The sequence below is a fragment of the Salinisphaera sp. LB1 genome (genome assembly GCF_003177035.1).
Classification (GTDB): Bacteria; Pseudomonadota; Gammaproteobacteria; order Nevskiales; family Salinisphaeraceae; genus Salinisphaera.
The window spans coordinates 435,278-452,664 of the sequence record NZ_CP029488.1 but is presented as its reverse complement, the minus strand read 5'-3'; the positions used below and the strand labels follow the sequence as shown (position 1 = coordinate 452,664).

At 65.7% G+C, this 17,387-nt stretch carries 12 protein-coding genes; 4 read left to right on the top strand and 8 right to left on the bottom strand.

The features are described from left to right. Positions 1–63: 63 nt before the first annotated feature. A complete protein-coding gene (locus SALB1_RS01945) occupies positions 64–1,818 on the top strand; it encodes an NADPH-dependent assimilatory sulfite reductase hemoprotein subunit (protein ID WP_109992327.1) in 1,755 nt (584 codons plus the stop codon). Then, on the top strand, positions 1,787–2,404 hold the full coding sequence (locus SALB1_RS01940; RefSeq protein WP_109992326.1) for a DUF2059 domain-containing protein: 618 nt from the start codon (positions 1,787–1,789) through the stop codon (positions 2,402–2,404). The genes SALB1_RS01945 and SALB1_RS01940 overlap by 32 nt, the downstream gene beginning before the upstream one ends. Here the strand turns inward: SALB1_RS01940 and SALB1_RS01935 are convergent. Then, positions 2,401–3,102, bottom strand: a complete 702-nt coding sequence (locus tag SALB1_RS01935; RefSeq protein ID WP_255414476.1) for a TetR family transcriptional regulator — start codon at positions 3,100–3,102, stop codon at positions 2,401–2,403. The two genes, SALB1_RS01940 and SALB1_RS01935, sit on opposite strands and share 4 nt — an antisense overlap. A gap of 344 nt (positions 3,103–3,446) precedes the next feature. Between SALB1_RS01935 and SALB1_RS01930 the strand changes: the two genes are divergently transcribed. Together SALB1_RS01930 and SALB1_RS01925 are read left to right on the top strand one after the other, a co-directional pair. Next, entirely contained in the window at positions 3,447–6,926 is a 3,480-nt protein-coding gene (locus tag SALB1_RS01930) for a mechanosensitive ion channel domain-containing protein (RefSeq protein WP_109992324.1), read from the top strand. Between the two features lie 306 nt (positions 6,927–7,232). Then, positions 7,233–8,216 (top strand): IS110 family transposase, encoded by a 984-nt coding sequence (locus SALB1_RS01925; protein WP_109992323.1) that lies wholly within the window; start codon positions 7,233–7,235, stop codon positions 8,214–8,216. A 31-nt stretch (positions 8,217–8,247) separates the two neighbouring features. On the opposite strand, the gene SALB1_RS01920 is transcribed toward SALB1_RS01925, so the two are convergent. The 7 genes from SALB1_RS01920 to hemL all read right to left on the bottom strand — a co-directional run bounded on the left by SALB1_RS01920 (position 8,248) and on the right by hemL (position 17,297). Next, the gene (locus SALB1_RS01920; RefSeq protein WP_109992322.1) at positions 8,248–9,837 is read right to left on the bottom strand and encodes a glucan biosynthesis protein; all 1,590 of its coding nucleotides are present in this window, start codon (positions 9,835–9,837) and stop codon (positions 8,248–8,250) included. A gap of 37 nt (positions 9,838–9,874) precedes the next feature. After that, positions 9,875–10,750: an RNA polymerase sigma factor RpoH gene (gene rpoH / locus SALB1_RS01915; protein WP_304572135.1), complete on the bottom strand. Its 876-nt coding sequence runs from the start codon at positions 10,748–10,750 to the stop codon at positions 9,875–9,877. A 136-nt stretch (positions 10,751–10,886) separates the two neighbouring features. Then, on the bottom strand, positions 10,887–11,870 hold the full coding sequence (ftsX, locus tag SALB1_RS01910) for a permease-like cell division protein FtsX (protein WP_109992321.1): 984 nt from the start codon (positions 11,868–11,870) through the stop codon (positions 10,887–10,889). Between the two features lie 2 nt (positions 11,871–11,872). Beyond that, positions 11,873–12,538 carry a cell division ATP-binding protein FtsE gene (gene ftsE, locus SALB1_RS01905; protein ID WP_109992320.1) on the bottom strand — a complete coding sequence of 222 codons (666 nt, stop codon included), beginning with the start codon at positions 12,536–12,538 and terminating at the stop codon, positions 11,873–11,875. A gap of 70 nt (positions 12,539–12,608) precedes the next feature. Then, a complete protein-coding gene (gene ftsY / locus SALB1_RS01900) occupies positions 12,609–13,571 on the bottom strand; it encodes a signal recognition particle-docking protein FtsY (RefSeq protein ID WP_109992319.1) in 963 nt (320 codons plus the stop codon). Positions 13,572–13,910: 339 nt separating this feature from the next. Then, entirely contained in the window at positions 13,911–15,962 is a 2,052-nt protein-coding gene (locus SALB1_RS01895) for an LssY C-terminal domain-containing protein (protein ID WP_109992318.1), read from the bottom strand. Positions 15,963–15,980: 18 nt separating this feature from the next. Further along, positions 15,981–17,297 carry a glutamate-1-semialdehyde 2,1-aminomutase gene (gene hemL, locus SALB1_RS01890; RefSeq protein WP_109992317.1) on the bottom strand — a complete coding sequence of 439 codons (1,317 nt, stop codon included), beginning with the start codon at positions 17,295–17,297 and terminating at the stop codon, positions 15,981–15,983. Positions 17,298–17,387: the final 90 nt, after the last annotated feature.

Genomic DNA, 17,387 nt, shown 5'->3' with positions numbered 1-17,387 from the left:
TCGACCCGGTCAGCCGATATCCGAGCCTCGAAGAGCGCCGATTTGCAATAGCGAGTGAACGCCATGAGCGACACCAGGAACCTGTCCCCCGTCGAACACATCAAGCTGGCCAGCAACTATCTGCGCGGCACCATTGCCGATGGCCTGGCCGATGAGCTGACCGCCTCGATCGCCGAGGACGACACCCAGCTGACCAAGTTCTATGGCTTCTACCAGCAGGACGATCGCGACATCCGCGCCGAGCGCAAGGCCTCGAAACTGGAACCGCACTACCAGTTCATGCTGCGTCTGCGCCTGCCGGCCGGTGTGGTCACCGGCGCGCAGTATCTGGAAATCGACCGCCTGGCGCATGAGTATGCCAATGGCACGTTGCGGCTGACCACGCGTCAGACCTTCCAGTTCCATCATGTGGCCAAGAAGCATCTGCGACCGCTGCTGCAGGATGCCTACAAGATCGGGGTGGACGCCCGAGGCGCCTGTGGCGACGTCAATCGCAACGTGATGGCATCGGCGTTTCCGGAGAAATCGGCGGTGCATGCGGCGATTCACGAATGGTCGACCCGGCTGTCCGAGCATCTGGCCTGGAAATCCCGGGCCTACGAAGAGATCTTTCTCGAGCAGCCGCCGTCCGGCGAAGCGGACCACGAGCCGATTTACGGCAAGTCCTACCTGCCGCGCAAGTTCAAGATCGCCATCGCCGTGCCGCCGGAGAATGACGTCGATGTGTTCGCCAACGACATCGGCCTGATCGCGATCATCGAGAACGGCGAGTTGATCGGTTTCAATGTCGCCATCGGCGGCGGCATGGGCACCACCCATGGCGAGACGGCGACCTATCCGCGGCTGGGTACGGTGATCGGTTTCGCCGGCCTGGATGATGTGCTGAAGACGGTCGAAACGCTGGTCACGATTCAGCGCGACTACGGCGATCGCGAGAACCGCAAGCATGCGCGCTTCAAGTACACGATCGACGATCATGGCCTCGATTTCATCCATGCGCAGCTGGCAGAGCGCGCCGGTATCGAGCTCGAGGATGCGCGCGATTATCATTTCGAGCGCAACGGCGATCCGCTGGGCTGGCAGCAGTCCGACGATGGCGCCTGGCATCTGACGCTGTTCATCGAGAATGGCCGTATCGCCGATTTCGACGACAGTGGCCGGGCTCATCATGGCCAGTATCACGGCCGGCCCGGCTACAAACTGATGACCGCGCTGCGCGAGCTGGCCAGGATACACAAGGGCACGATCCGACTGACCGGCAACCACAATATCGTGTTCGCCGGCATCGAAGAGGCCGACAAGCCGGCGATCGAGGCCTTGGTCGCCCACTATGGCCTCGACGACGGACGCGAGCGGTCGCCGTTGCGCCATGCCTCGATGTCCTGCGTGGCGTTCCCGACCTGTGGCCTGGCCATGGCCGAGTCCGAGCGTTATCTGCCCGAACTGGTCGACAAGCTGCAGGGGGTGATGACGGACGCCGGTGTAGGCGAGGTGCCGATCGTCATCCGCATGACCGGTTGCCCGAACGGTTGCGCCCGTCCCTTTCTCGGCGAGATCGGATTCGTCGGCAAGGCGCCGGGCAAGTACAACCTGTATCTCGGCGCGGCCTTCGACGGTTCACGTCTGAATAAGCTTTATCGCGAGAATATCGGTGAGGACGAGATTCTCGCCGAGTTGACCCCGTTGATCGAGCGCTTTGCCGCCGAACGCGAGGACGGTGAGCATTTCGGCGATTTCGTGATCCGCAGCGGCGTCATCGCCGCGACCACCGAGGGGCGCAACTTTCATGACAACGTGGGTCCTGCCCGGGCGGCCTGACCGCCGTAGGCATTTGCAGCGGGCCAGCGCCATTGCGCTGCTGGCCGCCATCATGGTGTCGGCAGCGGCTCACGCCGGCACGGGATCGGATGTCCCGCCCCGCGCGGCGGCTGTCGGCTCGCCCCCGGCGCACGCCGCAGGCAGCGACGCGCGCAAGGAACAGCTGATTCGGACGCTGGTCGAGCTGACCGATACGCCGGAAGTACAGGCGCTGTTCTCGCAGGAACTGGTTGATCGTGTGTCGCGTGCGATCGCCATGTTCGGGCCGACGCTCAACCCGCGGACGATGGGCGTGATCCAGCAGCAGACCCGGGCGGTGGTGTCCGAGCATATTCGGGACGGCGACGCGCTTTATTCCGTACTGGCCCCGGTCTACGAAAAGCACTTCAACCTGATCGAACTGAGCCAGCTGGTGCGGTTCTATCGCTCGCCGCTGGGCCAGAAGCTGGTCGACACCTCGCCCGAGCTCATGGCGGAGACGATGGATCTCGGTTCGCAATGGGGCTTGTCGCTGGTGCCGGAGATCGTGCAGCGCGTGCGCGCACAGCTTGACGATTCGGCCGCCCGGCCCCGCGGCGGCGACTAGCGTTCGCGCGCGACCCGCGGCGTCTCCGGGGTTGGCGTGCGACGCGTGTCCCGGCTGTTCCAGCGGCCCACGCCGAGGAAGATCAGGCGAAGCTGTTTTTCGGCCCGCAGCATGAGCGCGTCGTCCGCGGCGGCGTCCGGCGACACATCCAGGATTCGCTCGGAGACCGCGATGATCGCGTTGACCACGAGTTCGGCAATCATGCGCAGATCGTCGATATCGATATGGCCGAATTCATCGAACTGCGCCAAATCATCGGCGAGTTCGTCGATCAGCGCGCTGATATGTCCGTGGATGGCGGCGCGCATTGCCGCGCTGCCGGCGTAACGCTCCTTGATCAGGAACTGAAACAGCAGTCGATGATCGCGAACGTGTGACGCAAACAGCTGGACCGAATAACGCGTCAAGCCATCAACGGGCATCGACGGCAGGTCGGCATCGCCGAGCATGCGTCGCAGCTCGGCGAAGGTATCCTCCACCAGTGCCATGCCGAGTGCGTCCATGTCCTGGAAATGCCGATAGAACGCCGTGGGCACGACGCCGGCCCGACGTGCGATCCGGCGCAGGGACAACGCGGAGAAGTTGCTTTCGCTGGCCACGAGTTCCAGTGCGGCCTCCATCAGGGCAGCACGCGCCTCGCCCCGGCGCGGCGGGGTGCGAACGGCGACGGTGGGGGGGTTGGAATCGTAGCGAGCCATGGACGTGTTTGTAACAGATTCGACAGCAAAACCCCATGTCGCGATGGGCCCGGGCCGAGCCCCGCGGCGCGACACGGCCGTATTGTGCATTGCAGCAATCGGCGCCCACAAGCCAGCGGGCGACGGTCATTGTCTGCCCACAGTCACCATGTAAGCGGTCCGCAGGCGATGAAAGCGCGACAGTATTCGGGCGCCACCCGTGTCCGCTTGTATCCCTTTAAATTTCGTATCGCTCGCGAGCGGGACAGGCCGTAGACTATGTTGCTTTGAATCGTACCGAGCGAGTCAATAGCGCTGTGTTGCATTGCCGTCATTTTCAGCATGGCCCCCGGGTGGGAGTCGTCATGTTGCTGTGCTGGGTCGTCCTGGTGTTCGGGCTGGCCGCGTCCGCGGCGGCCGTGGCGGCCGCCGGTAGTGGTGACAAACCCAAGGATTACGCCAGCCAGATCCAGCATCTCAAGGCACAGATCAAAACAGCGAAATCGCGCAAGGATCTGTCGGAAGGTGTCCGCGCCCACGCGGTGCAAACCTACCAGGACGCGATCTCGGCGCTGCAATCGGCCGAGGCGGATCGCAAGCAGGCAGCGAAGCTGCGCCAGGACGCGGCCCAGGCACCGAAAAAGATCGAGCAGGCACACCAGGCGCTGGCCGATCTGCAGAAGCCGGCGCCGCTGGATCAGCTCAGCAATCTTTCGCTGGACGAACTGTCGTCGCGCGCCGACAAGCTGCGTACCGAGCTGTCGGATGCCCAGGCCGATCTGTCGGATCTGCGGGATAAATTGACGCGTGCCGCTCAGCGGCCGGAGTCGGCGCGCCAGTCGCTGGCCGAAGCGCGCAACAAGCTGCAGTCGCTGGCGAGCGCTAACGCCGGTGGCCCGAGTCCGGGCCCGAAGGCCAGTGTGCTCGCCCAGGCCCAGAGCGAGCTGAATGCGGCGCGTCGGGATGCGCTCAATGCCAAAATCGAGCGCCTGCATGAGGAGCTGACCGGCCTCGACAACCATGAGCAGCTGCTCGAGGCGCGCCGCTCATTGGCAGAAGCCAAAGTCGCCCATCTCAACGAGTCGCTGGCCCGGATCCAGACCGCGCTGAGCCGTAAGCAGAATGCCTCGGCGCAATCGCTGCAGAATGCCAGCGAGGATAAGTTGAGCGAACTGCGGAGTTCGCTGGCGCCGATCACCAAGGCGGCCCAGCGCAATGTCGAGCTGACCCACAAGCTTGCCAAGATCACCCGGGAAACCCAGGAGCTCAGCCAGCGCCAGAGCAACCAGCGCGCCCGGGTGGAGAATCTGGAGCGCCGTTTGAACCTCGTTCAGCGCCAGCTCGAGATCGGCGGCGGTTCGGTCGCGCTGGGCGATGTGTTGCGCAACCAGCGGCGCCGTCTGGCGAATCCTACGCTGCCATTCCTGTCCGGCTCGGGGTCGTCGAATCAGCCGGATATCTCATCGGCCGAATTGAAGCGCTTCCAGCTGCAGCAGGATCGCGCGGAACTCGACAATCCCGATGCCATGGCCAACCGGATGGCGGAGAAGGCGGGCGTCAAGCTCAGCGCCGGCCAGCGCGAGTCGCTGGTCAATCTGCTCAAGCAGCGGCGTTCGATTGTCGACATGCTCATCGATGCCCAGGGCCGATTCGTGAACATCGGTCGCGATCTGAAGAGCCTGTCGCAGCAGTACCAGAGCACGTTGTCCTCGTTCAATCGCCTGCTCGACGAGCGTCTATTCTGGCTGCCGTCGTTTCATGCCATTCGGCTCGACTGGCCGGCGCGGGTGGCGGCCGGCATGCCCTGGCTGATCGATCCGGGCAGCTGGAAGCAGACGGTGTCGGCGCTTGCGGCCGGTGTGATCGCCCAGCCGATCTGGGCGGGTCTGGGTGCGCTGGTGATCGCGCTGTTGATTGCGATTCGCCGGCCGCTGCGGTACCGGTTGCAGCGGCTCGGCGAGCCGGTCGGCAACGTCAGCCACGACACCATGTGGCTGACGTTGCGGGCGACCTTGATCACCGTGCTGTTGTCGCTGCCGAGCATGCTGATCTTCTTTCTGGTCGCGTTTCTGTTGCGGCATGCCCCCGAGGCGTCGAAGTTCAGCCAGGCGGTGGCCGCGGCCGTCTTCCAGCTCGGTTTCTTGCTTGTTTTCATTGAACCGTTCGCCAACGTCTGCCGCGAGAACGGCTTGGCGGACCGCCATTTCCACTGGCCGGGCAGCGCCCGCCGCGGACTGTATCGCAATCTGCGCTGGGTGATGATTGCGCTGATCGCGCCGGTGGTCATCATCAGCATGACCGAGGCCTTCGACGACGATGTCAAGCGCGAGACGCTGGGCCGGGCGGCCTTCATGTTCGGCGAACTGTCGATCGCCATCTTCGCATGGCGGGTGTTGCACCCAATGCGTGGTGCGTTGGCCGATGTGATGACCGCCGACGACGGCAGTGCCTGGCGGCTGGGTTATTTCTGGCTGCCGTTGGCGACTGGCGTGCCGCTGGCCCTGTGCGGTTTGGCCGGGCTGGGCTACTACTACACGGCATTGCAGCTGCAGTCGCGCTTTTTCTATTCCATCGCCGCGCTGGGCGGCTCGGTGGTCGTCTACAGCCTGATCGTGCGCTGGCTGACCGTGGTTGAGCGGCGCCTGGCGCTGGCCCGGGCGCTGCGCAAGCGCGAAGAGGCCCGCGAAGCCCGTGCGACGCGCGAGGCCGCGGCGGTGTCCGGTGAGGGTGCACCGGAGACCCTCGAGAGTCTCGAGATCGATCTGGTCCAGATCAGTGAACAGACCCGTGGCCTGATCAAGGTGGTGATTACGCTCATGATCGGCACCGGCTTGTGGCTGATCTGGTCCGGCACCCTGCCTGCGTTGCAGCTGCTCGATAACATCAATCTCTGGCAGCATGCGACGCATGTCGGCGGCCAGACCCAGGTCACCAACGTCACGCTGGGCGCATTGCTGCTGGCGGTGGCGGTGGCGGTGGTCACGGCGCTGGCCGGGCGCAATTTGCCGGGCTTTCTGGAAATCACCGTCCTGCGCCGGTTATCGATGGATGCGGGCAGCCGCTACGCGATGGCCACGCTGTTCCAGTACGCCATCGTAATCTTCGGCGTACTGGTGGCGGTCAATCTCATCGGCCTGCACTGGTCCTCCATCCAGTGGCTGATTGCGGCCATCGGTGTCGGTCTTGGCTTCGGTCTGCAGGAAATCTTCGCCAATTTCGTCTCGGGTCTCGTGATTCTGTTCGAGCGCCCGGTCCGCGTCGGCGATACGGTGACCGTGGGCACGCTCACCGGCACCGTTTCGCGCATCCGTATCCGGGCCACCACGATCACCGATTGGGACAACAAGGAACTGGTGATCCCGAACAAGACGTTCATCACCGAGACCGTGATCAACTGGACGCTTACCGACGATATCACCCGCCTGATCATCAAGGTGGGCGTGTCCTACGATGCCGATGCCGATCTGGTCGAGAAGCTGATCTACGAGGCGATCCGGGCGGAGCCGGTGGCGCTGGAGACGCCGGCGCCCTCGGTGTTCATGGTCGGCTATGGGGATAGCGCTGTCCTGTTCGAGGCGCGCGTGTTCTATCACGATCTTTTCAATCTGCTGCCGCTACAGCACGCGCTGTATCGACGCATCCATGAGTTGTTCGATGCCAACGGCATCGAGATCGTGTTCCCGCAGCGGGATCTGCACATTCGCTCGATCGACGAGACCGTCACGCGTCAGTTCGCGGGCGGCCGGCGTCCGCGCAAGCGTCTGGCGCCGGCCGAGACGCGCCCGCGCGATGCGGGAGAAGCGGATGCGGGTGACGCGCCGGACGGCGGCGTGCCGGAGGCCTAGCCGCAAACCCGCGTTTCAGCGCGCTCGCGCAGACTCACTACGCCGCACTCGTGGCGCTGTCTTGCGGCAAAACAGCGCCGCTTGGCGTGGACTCGCACGAAACGGCAACAGACCCTTGTGTCTTGCCGAAGCTGACTGATTAGCTACCAGTCAGCGGTGCTCGGTCGGGTGAGCATCCACAGACCCTGAAGCTTATAGCTTGCGCGTTAGATCATGCCCCCGACCGATTTTTCATCTCGCAAACGTGAATGGGTTCCAAGTCCCCGCGGGCGCGGTGAGACTGCACGAACAAGGAGAAGGCACGAGATGACCGTCTACATCGGCATTGACGTCAGTAAACGCAAATTCGACTGTGCTTGGCTGCGGGATCCTGATCGGGTCAAGGTCAAGACCAAGGTCTTTGGCAACGACACCGCGGGGCACGCGGCTGTATTGGACTGGCTGGCGCAGCAGACCGGCACGCCGGCCGATCAAATCCACATCATCATGGAAGCGACCGGGATTTATCACGAAGCCTTGGCTCAGGCGCTTTATGAGGCCGGTTTGGGCGTGTCCGTGATGAACCCCGCGCAGGTCCGGGAGTTTGCCAAAAGCCTGGGAGTGCGCGGCAAGAACGACCGGAAAGACAGCGTCGTTCTGGCCCGCTATGGGGCGGCTCGTCGCCCGCGGCTGTGGCAACCCGAACCTGCGGCGGTGCGTGGACTCAAAGCGCGTCTCGCCCGTCTTGAGGCGCTCGATAAGGATATTCAACGCGAGCGCAATCGCCGGGAAAAGGCCGAGGTCGTTCAGGCCGAAGAGATCATCGCGTCGATCGATACGGTGCTCGACGCGCTACGGGCCGAACGCGATCGGTTGACGCGCGATATTGACGATCATATCGATCGCCATCCCGCGCTGAAAAAAGATCGCGCTTTATTAGAGTCGGTGCCCGGCATTGGCCCCACCGTATCGCGGCGCCTGCTGGCCACACTGCGAAGCCGCGACTTCACCAGTGCCCGCCAAGCCGCGGCCTTCATCGGCGTCATCCCGGTGCCGTGGGATTCGGGAAGTTCGGTCCATGGACCGCCGCGTCTATCCAAGGCCGGTAATCCTAAACTGCGACAACTGCTCTATATGGCCGCCATCGTCAGCACCAAACACAACCCGGATATCGCGGCCCAGTATCAACGCTTAACAGCACGCGGTAAAAGCGATATGAGCGCCCTCGGCGGCGCCATGCGCAAGCTCGTCCATCTCGCGTATGGCGTGCTTAAGCACCAGACGCCCTATCAACCCCAAGGCGCTACATGAGCCCCTTGGTGCGGAGGCGGCAAGATGGTATCTAGCTCAGCAGCGGGCGCGGGTAGTACGAGTACACCCAGGTCTCGGTCAGCGGCGTATCGCCGCGCATCAGGCGGCAGCGTAGGACCGCGGCTTCCGCCGGGCCGGGCGGCTTGTCGCCGAGCCAGTCGATGAACACGCGCCAGCCGGGCTCGTTCGCGCCGATGGCGACAACGTAGGGGTTGTCGATGCGGCCCCGGCTGGCTGAGGCATCGATGTGGATATCGTTGCCCGGCTTGCCGGCAATCGGGCCGCCGATGAAATCGATCACGAACTTGCGATCGACGGGACTTCGATCGCGGTACGTGCCGGGGCGGCCGGCACGGCCGGTACGCGTGGCACGGACATGCGCCAGATCGCGCGGAAACGGTGCCTGGTCGGTCCACGACAGTTTGTAGTCGAGCGCCCAGCGCGCATTGGCGGTGGCCGGCTGGTCCGGAATCCAGAAGGCATTGATGTTGTCGTTGATCTCGTCGTGGGTCGGGAGTTCGAACAGGGCGACATGCCCCGCGCCCCAGTGGCCGGCCGGCTCGATCCACGCGCTCGGCCGCCGCTCGAAGGCGACGCCCGAGTCCTGGTAATGATCGAAGTCCCGGTCACGCTGCAGCAGGCCGAAGCCGCACGGATTTTCATCGGCAAACAGCGAGATATCGGGCCGCGGCGGGTTGTTCAGGGCGCGCCAGATGCGTTCGCCCCGGCCGGTGGCGATCGCCAGTCCGTCGCTGTCGTGCACCTCCGGACGCCAATCGGCGCCGCGCCGGGCATTGGTTTCGGAGAACCAGAACATGCTGGTCAACGGTGCAATGCCGAGCCGGTCAATGGCCTTGCGCTGGAACAGCCGGCTGCGGATATCCATGATCACGTCGCCCGGCCGCCGGCAACGCATCTCATAGGCGCCGGTGAGGTGTTCGCCTTCCAGCAGGGCCCAGATCGTGATCTCGTCGTCACCCGGCGCAGGGCGTTGGAGCCAGAAGCGGGTGAAATCCGGAAACGATTCGGGCCCGGGCTCGCCGCTGTTGACGGCTACGCCGCGCGCCGACAGGCCGTACTGGTTCTCGGTCCCGGGGCTGCGGAAATAGCTCGCCCCCTTGAACGCCAACCATTCGCGATGATCGCTGCGGGCGTCATGCAGGCGGAATCCCGCGTAGCCGAGATCGTCGGGCATACGCCGCGCCATGGTGGGGTCGGGATAGGCGAACATGCGGGGATCGTAGTCGAGGTGGCGGGCGCGACCGTCGCTGACGATATTGATGTCGACCGGCACGCGCGTGCCGTCGTCGAGATGAAAGAATTCGACCGTGAACGGCAGATCGGTGTCTGCCCACAGCTGGTGACCTTTGCGGGTCTCGATGCCCATGAAGGTCTGGTAGCCGATTTCGGACAGCAGCTTGCCGTAGCGCGGTCGCGGCGGCACATAGGGCAGGGTGGCCAGATGGCCGGCGTGGTTGATCAGTCGCTGGAAGGAGAAAGGCGTGCCGCCAGACAGCGGCGCCCCCGACGCGGTGGCCCACGCCACCGGCAGGCGGCCGATCGAGCCGGCGCCCGCCCAGGCCGCCGTGGCCTGCAGCAGGCGGCGTCGACGCCGGTCCATGCGAAAACTATAAGCGTGGCCGCGGGAAAGCCGGCCGTTACGCCTCGGCCATGGCGTTGCGCAGCTTCTTGATTGCCGCGACCTCGAGCTGACGAATGCGTTCGGCGGACACTTGATACTTGTCGCCGAGTTCCTGCAGCCCGATCTTGCCGTCCTCGCGCAGCCAGCGGGACTCGAGAATATCGCGGCTGCGTTCATCCAGATCGGTCATCGCCCGTTCGAGATTGGCATGCTGATAGGTCTGCCAGTTGTCGTTCTCGATATCGGAGGCTGGATCGTCACCGTCGTCGGAGGACAGATAGTCTTCCGGCGCATAGGCCGTTTCCTCGCCTGCGGATGGCAGAGCATTGAACGACTGGTCACCGCCGGACAGCCGGCGCTCCATTTGCAGCACGGTCTCCGGCTTCACGCCGAGATCGCCGGCCACGGCCTCGACCTCGGCATGATTCATCCAGCCGAGCCGCTTCTTCGAGCTGCGCAGGTTGAAGAACAACTTGCGCTGCGCCTTGGTCGTCGCCACCTTCACGATGCGCCAGTTGCGCAGGATATATTCGTGAATCTCGGCACGGATCCAGTGCACGGCAAACGAAATCAGGCGGACGCCGACATCGGGGTCGAAGCGTTTGACCGCCTTCATCAGGCCGATGTTGCCTTCCTGGACCAGGTCGGCCAGCGGCAGGCCATAGCCGGAATAGCCGCGGGCCACATGGACCACGAAGCGCAGGTTGGACAGAATCAACTTCTGGGCCGCCTGGATATCGCCGTCGTCGCGCAGACGCCGTGCCAGTTTCTGCTCATCCTCCTGATCGAGAACGGGAATACTGGATACTGCCTGAAGATAGGCTTCGATACTGGCCGACGATAGCGTCGGCAGGTTCATCTTCGCCGGAGACAGGGAAATATCGTTGGCCATGAATTTAGCCTCCTTGGGCCAATGGCATATACCCCCATTTTAGCAAATTCGGGGGCGCTCAGTGCATAATATTCAACTATGCGGTAAGACCCTGATCCGGCTTCGGGGTTCCCCGGATCCGGGGCAATCCGACGCGTTATTTCGGCTCGATCGCGGCCAGTTGCCGGTTGACGGTGATCGCGCAGCCCAGCCAGCCCAGCGCGATGCCGAGCACCAGCAGCCACAGGCTTTCACGCAGGCTCAGCCCCTTCAGATTGAGGCTGCCCTGATAGGACGCGGTGAGCGTGGACAATGGCCCGCCCAGTGCCAGATAACAGGCGGCGAGCACCACGAGCGCGACGAGCGCACCGAGCAGGCCATACCACACGCCGCTGTAGAGAAACGGCCGTCGGATGAAGGCGTTACTCGCGCCCAGAAGTTTCATCACCTCGATTTCCTGGCGCCGGTTCTCGATATCCAGGCGAATGGTATTGCCGACGATGAACAGCACGGCCGCCGACAACAGGGCGCCGATCACCCAGGAGGCGCGTGAAATCAGCGCGAGAATGGCGGTCAGCCGCCGCAGCCAGGCCTGATCGAGCGCCGCATGATCGACGTCCTTGCGCTGCGACAGTTGCGCCACCAACTGGCTGACCGCGGCCGGTGGCAGGGTGGCCTTCGGCGTGACCTCGATCACGCCGGGCAGAGGGTTGGAGCCCAGGGCATTCAGCGCGGCGCCGAAACCGCTGGCGCGCTTGAACTGGCGCAGCCCCTGCTTTGCAGAAATGAATCGGGTCGCTGTTATGCCGGCTTTGCCGGCCAGGTTGTCGGCCAGGTGCTGGCCGGCGTCGGCGGAGACATCCTGCTGCAGATACAGCGAGATGCGTACCGACTGATGCCAGTTCGAGGCCAGTGTGTCGAGATTCTTGACCAATACGTACAAGCCGGCCGGCAAGGCCAGCGCGATGCCGATGACCAGCACGGTGAGCAGACTGGCGACCCAGCGCCGGTGCAACCGGCCGAGACTTTCCAGCAGGCAACGGGCATGCGAGGCGGCCCAGCTGGCGAGCCGGCCGCTTCGGCGGCCGCGCGCAGCCGGGCCGCCACGGCGCGAACTGCTGCCGGGCTGCGACTCGGGCATGCTCAGCCGGCCTCCAGGTGGCCGTGTTCGAGGGCGATCCGCCGATAACCCATGTGTTCGACCAGGTCGATGGCGTGGGTGGCGATCATGATGCTGGTGCCGGTCTCGTTGAGTCGCGTGAACAGCCGCATGATGTCGGCCGACAGCTCCGGGTCGAGATTGCCGGTCGGCTCATCGGCCAGCAGCAGATGCGGCCGGTTGACCACGGCACGGGCGATGCCGACGCGCTGCTGCTCACCGCCGGACAGGGTGATCGGAAATTTTCTCTCGTGCGAGAGCAGGCCGACCGTGTCCAGCGCCGCCCGCACGCGCCGGGCGATCTCGCCATGCCCCACGCCGCGGATAACCAGCGGCAGTGCGACGTTGTCGAACACCGTGCGATCGTGCAGCAGGTTGTAGTTCTGGAAGATCAGCCCGACGCGCTGGCGATAACGCGGGATATGCACGCGCCGCACCCGGGCCAGATCCGTGCCGTTGATCACCACGCGCCCGCGTGTCGGGCGCTCGATCAGCCCGATCAGTTTCATCAGTGTGGACTTGCCGGCACCGGAGTGGCCGGTTAGAAACGCCATTTCGCCGCGCGCCAGGCGCAGCGAGACGCGATCCAGCGCGAGCTTGCCGCCGGGGTAGCGCTTCACCACGTTGTCGAAGGCGACGATATCGGTCATCGGAGAGGGGCCGTCGGTCGTGCCGCAATCCTCGGGCAGGCCCGCGTCTTTGGCAAGGCCGCGGGCGCGGCTACGCTTGCCGATCGAACAGTGCGTCCATGAAATGCTCGGCCTCGAATACGCCCAGATCGGCGACCGTTTCGCCCACGCCGATAAAGCGCAGCGGCAGTCCCAGTTTCTGGCAGATGGCGAACACTACGCCGCCGGAGGCCGAGCCGTCGAGCTTGGTCACCGTGATGCCGGTCAGCCCGACCGCGTCGTTGAAGGCCACGGCCTGCTGCAGTGCGTTGCCGCCGGTGGTGGCGTCGACCACCAGCATGATTTCGTGCGGCGCGTCGGCGTTCTGCTTGGCCAGCACGCGCTTGATCTTCTTGAGCTCCTCCATCAGGTGGCCCTGGGTATGCAGCCGCCCGGCCGTGTCCGCGATCAGCACGTCGACGCCGCGCGCGGTAGCGCGCGAATAGGCGTCAAAGACCACCGAGGCCGAATCGGCGCCGCTGCCCTGCGAGACCACGGGCACGTTGTTGCGCTCGCCCCACTCGGTGAGCTGTTCGACCGCCGCCGCGCGAAAGGTATCGCCGGCGGCGAGCATCACCGACTTGCCGGCATCCTGCAGTTTCTTCGACAGCTTGCCGATGGTCGTGGTCTTGCCGACGCCGTTCACGCCGACCATGAGGATCACATAGGGCTTGATGTCGTCCGGGATCGCCAACGGCGCCTCGCAGGGCGCCAGGATATTGCCCAGATGTTCGCGCAGCGACTTGCCGAGATCCTTGGATGTGCGCAGTTGGCCGCCGTCGTAGAGCGTCTGCAGCCGATGCATGACCTGGCCGGTGGCGTCCACGCCGACGTCGGCCAGCAGCAGCTGGGTCTCGAGTTCGTCGAGCGCGTCCTGGTCCACGGTCTCGCCGGGCAACAGGTTGCGCAGATCGTAGGTGAGCCACGAATTGCCCTTGTTCAGGCTGGCGCGCATGCGGGTCAAAAAACCCGGCTGCTTGAGCTTCGTGGTCTTCGGGGCGTCGGGCTTGGCCATGGTCGTCGCTATCTCGACTGCAATCGGTGGAAGGTGGATACGGCGGGCGTGGCGTGCCACGGCAACCGCCCCAGGGCCTGTTGCCGCTTCACACGGCACCGCGCCGGCGGCCATTTTTGCGCAAGACAAGGCGCAACGAGCGTAGTGTAGCCTCGCTACATGAGCGAGTTGCAACGCCGGATTGCGCAAAAATGGCCGCCGGCCCTTCGGGTTGTGGCCCCAAATCGCGCCATCCGGCGTTGCAGGGCTTGACCGCAGAATGACTGCGGCCGGCGCCCTGCGCCTTGGCTGACACGATTTGGCGCCGCAACGCGGCGTCGCGTGAAACGGCAACAGGCCCTAACGCGGCGCTACTGTAGCATCGCCCCCGGGGGCTGCGGCCCACATCAGGACCAGCGGGTCGTGGGCATGCGTTACCTGTCGGTAGCCAACCTCGTGTGCGGCGAGATTGGCGCTCATGAACGCAGCCGCCGCGGCGTAATCGGTTTCATCGCGGGCCGTGGTCAGCATCTGCAGTTCGTGGCCGACGCGCTGGCCATCGATCATGCCGACCCAGATCGGCGCGCCGTCGACGGCAGTGACCCGTGCGCTCGACCAGAGCCGCAGAACCCAGCGCCGGCCGGGGCTGCCCGCCACGGGATGGGTCACCACCAGCACCGGCCGGCGGCCGTCGTGTACCCGCGGCAGTACCGGCAGCGTATCGATCGGCGTGTCCGGGGCCAGGCTGCGGAGCGCGGTGTCGGCGCTGATCCGGGCCGGCGGGCGCCAGCCGGCATGCGCCAGCGCGGCGCGCAACGCGCCGATATGTCCGGCGGCCTGAAGATTCAGCGGCGCGCCGCCGCGCCCGCGGAGGGTCTGGATATGGGCGGGCAGGCAGCGATAGCCGCCCTCGGCCCAGTTGTCGACGTGCCGGGCCGGGCCGCTCAACGGCGGGCCGACGCGACCGGGCAGGTCGTGCAGGGCGCCGCCGGGCAGCAGTACCAGCAGCCCGGCGAACACGACACAGCTGACCAGTGCCATGAGTACCGGCCGCCCGCGGACCGGGCGCGGCCGCTGGCGCCGGAAGCCGATCATCAGCAGATTGAGCCACACGAACGCCACGCCCAGCCCGATCAGGCTGTCGCTGGCCCAGTCCAGGCCCAGATACAGCCGGGCCAGCGCGATCAGCACGATGCCGGCGACCGTGGCCGAGTCGTAATACGGCCGCAGGTCGATCGGCTGGCGCGTGCGCACGATCATGCCGGCCAGCCCGTAGACGGTGGCACAGAGCACCAGATCCTGGCCGCCGCCGGCGAGGTACAGCGGGTCCCCCGCGGCCAGCTGGAAGAATACGGCGGGCGGTGGAATCGCGAGTAGCCAGCGCAACAACAGCGTGGCGGCCGCGGAAAATGCGACCGCGACGATCCAGTGGGCCGCGGCCCGCCAGTTGCCCATCACCGACAGCGTGATCGCGATCAGGGTTGCGAACGGCAGATAGATCAGTGGTGAGCCCAGCTCGGCGACCCAACGCGCGAACGCATCGGTCGGTGTGTTGTGCAGGCTGCCGATCAGATAGAACGCCAGCGCATCGAACGTAGTCGGATAGCGCGGGCCGGCCCAGCCCCAGAGCGCCAGGTAGACCACGGCGATCGCGCCCATCAGCAGGGCCGCCGCCACGGCCAGTGCCGGGATCTCGGGCTGGCGCGGATCGGCCAGCGCGGGGCCGAGCAGGCCCAGTCGGCGATGCCGGCGGCTCCAGTTCATCAAGCGCTCGGCATAACGTCGGCCGGCGCTGCGCCCGGCCACGACCGCAAGGCGCGCAAGGCTGGTTGCCACCCAAACGATCGCCGAGGCGCCGACCAGCAGAATCGCCAGCCGGGTCGCGACCTGGGCTGCCAGGTCGAGCGAAGCACCGAACACCACGCCCGGGCCGATATAGATCGGCGCCCAAAGCGCGGTAGCGACCACTTCCATGATCGCGAATCGGGTCACCGACAACCCCGCCGCGCCCGCCACTGTGGGCATGACCGGGCGCAGGGCGCCGATGAGCCGGCCGAGCACGATGCCCTTGCCGCCGTGCCGGGCGAAGAATGCCTCGCCGCGGGCGACGCCGCCGGGAATGCGCGCCAGGCCGGGCAGGTCGTGCAGCCGGCCACGATAACGCCGACCCAGCGCATAGCTCGCACTGTCGCCGGCCAGTGTGCCGGCGATGGCGGCGGCGAAGGTGGCCGTGGCCGACAGGGCCTGACTGCCGATCAGTGCCCCGAAGGTGAACATGAAGATGGCGCCGGGAATCAGGAGACCGAACAGGAACAGCGACTCGGCGACGGCCACGGTGAAGACCACCGCCAGAGCCAGCGTCGGATGGGCCGCGACCCAGGCCAGGATCGCGGTGATGAGGGCATGGGCCACGCGGGCGGGTCCGCGGGCTTAGCCAGCGGCCACGGCGGCGAACGCCTTGTCCGCGGCGGCCAGCGTCGCCTCGAGCGCCGCGTCATCATGGGCGCGCGAGACAAACGCGGCTTCGAAGGCCGCCGGTGCCAGATAGACGCCGTTGTCGAGCATGCCGTGGAAGAAGCGCGTGAACGCGTCCAGATCGCAGGCGGCGACTTCGTCGAAACGCGTGACCCGTTCGGCCGCGGTGAAGAACATGCCGAACATGGCGCCGGCGGCCTGGGTCATGAATGGCACGCCGTGCTGCTTCGCGCGCGCTTCCAGGCCCGCACGCAGCGCCGCCACTCTGGGCTCGATGGCGGCATGCACCGAACCGTCGCGAATCTGCGAGAGCGTGGCGATACCGGCGGCCATGCCCAGGGGGTGGCCGCTCAATGTGCCGGCCTGGTATACCGGCCCGCTCGGCGCCAGCGTTTCCATCACCGCGGCCGGCCCACCGACCGCGCCCACCGGCATGCCGCCGCCCACGATCTTGCCGAGCGCGGTGACGTCCGGGGTGACGCCGTAATACGCCTGCGCGCAGCCGGGATGAACACGAAAGCCGGTCATCACCTCGTCGAAGATCAGCAGTGCGCCGTGCGCATCGCAAAGATCGCGCAGGCCTGCCAAAAACCCGTCGACCGGCGGCACGCAGTTCATGTTGCCGGCCACGGGTTCGACCATGATCGCGGCGATCTCGCTGCCGTGTTCGGCGAACGCCGTCTCGACCGATGCCAGGTCGTTGTAGGTGGCCACGAGCGTGTCCTCGACCACCGAGGCCGGCACCCCGGGCGAGCCCGGAATGCCGAGCGTCAGCGGCCCGGACCCGGCGTTGACCAGTAGGGCATCGACATGGCCGTGGTAGTTGCCGGCGAACTTGAGGATCTTGTTGCGTCCGGTATACCCGCGGGCCAGGCGGATGGCGGTCATCGCCGCCTCGGTGCCCGAATTGACCATGCGCACCGACTCGATCGAGGCCACCATCTCGCTGATCAGCTCGGCCAGTTCGACCTCCAGCCCGGTCGGCGCGCCGAAGGACAGGCCCTTGGCGGCCTGCTTCTGCACGGCCTCGACCACGGCCGGGTCGGCATGGCCGAGAATCATCGGACCGAACGAGCCGACGTAGTCGACATAGTCGTTGCCGTCGACATCGGTGATCCAGGCGCCCTTCGCGCGATCGATGAACACCGGCGCGCCGCCGCCGACGCCGTTGAAGGCGCGGGCCGGCGAATTGACACCGCCGGGCGTGACACGTCGGGCGCGATCGAACAGTTCGACCGAACGGGGGCCGGGGCGGGCGTGCTGAGAGCTCATCGAATACTCCAAATAACGGATCCTGCGATCATTCTAGAACCTGTTGCGGTTTGCGCCGAGACCGGGGCGCCAGGACCGCGCGGCGCGGGC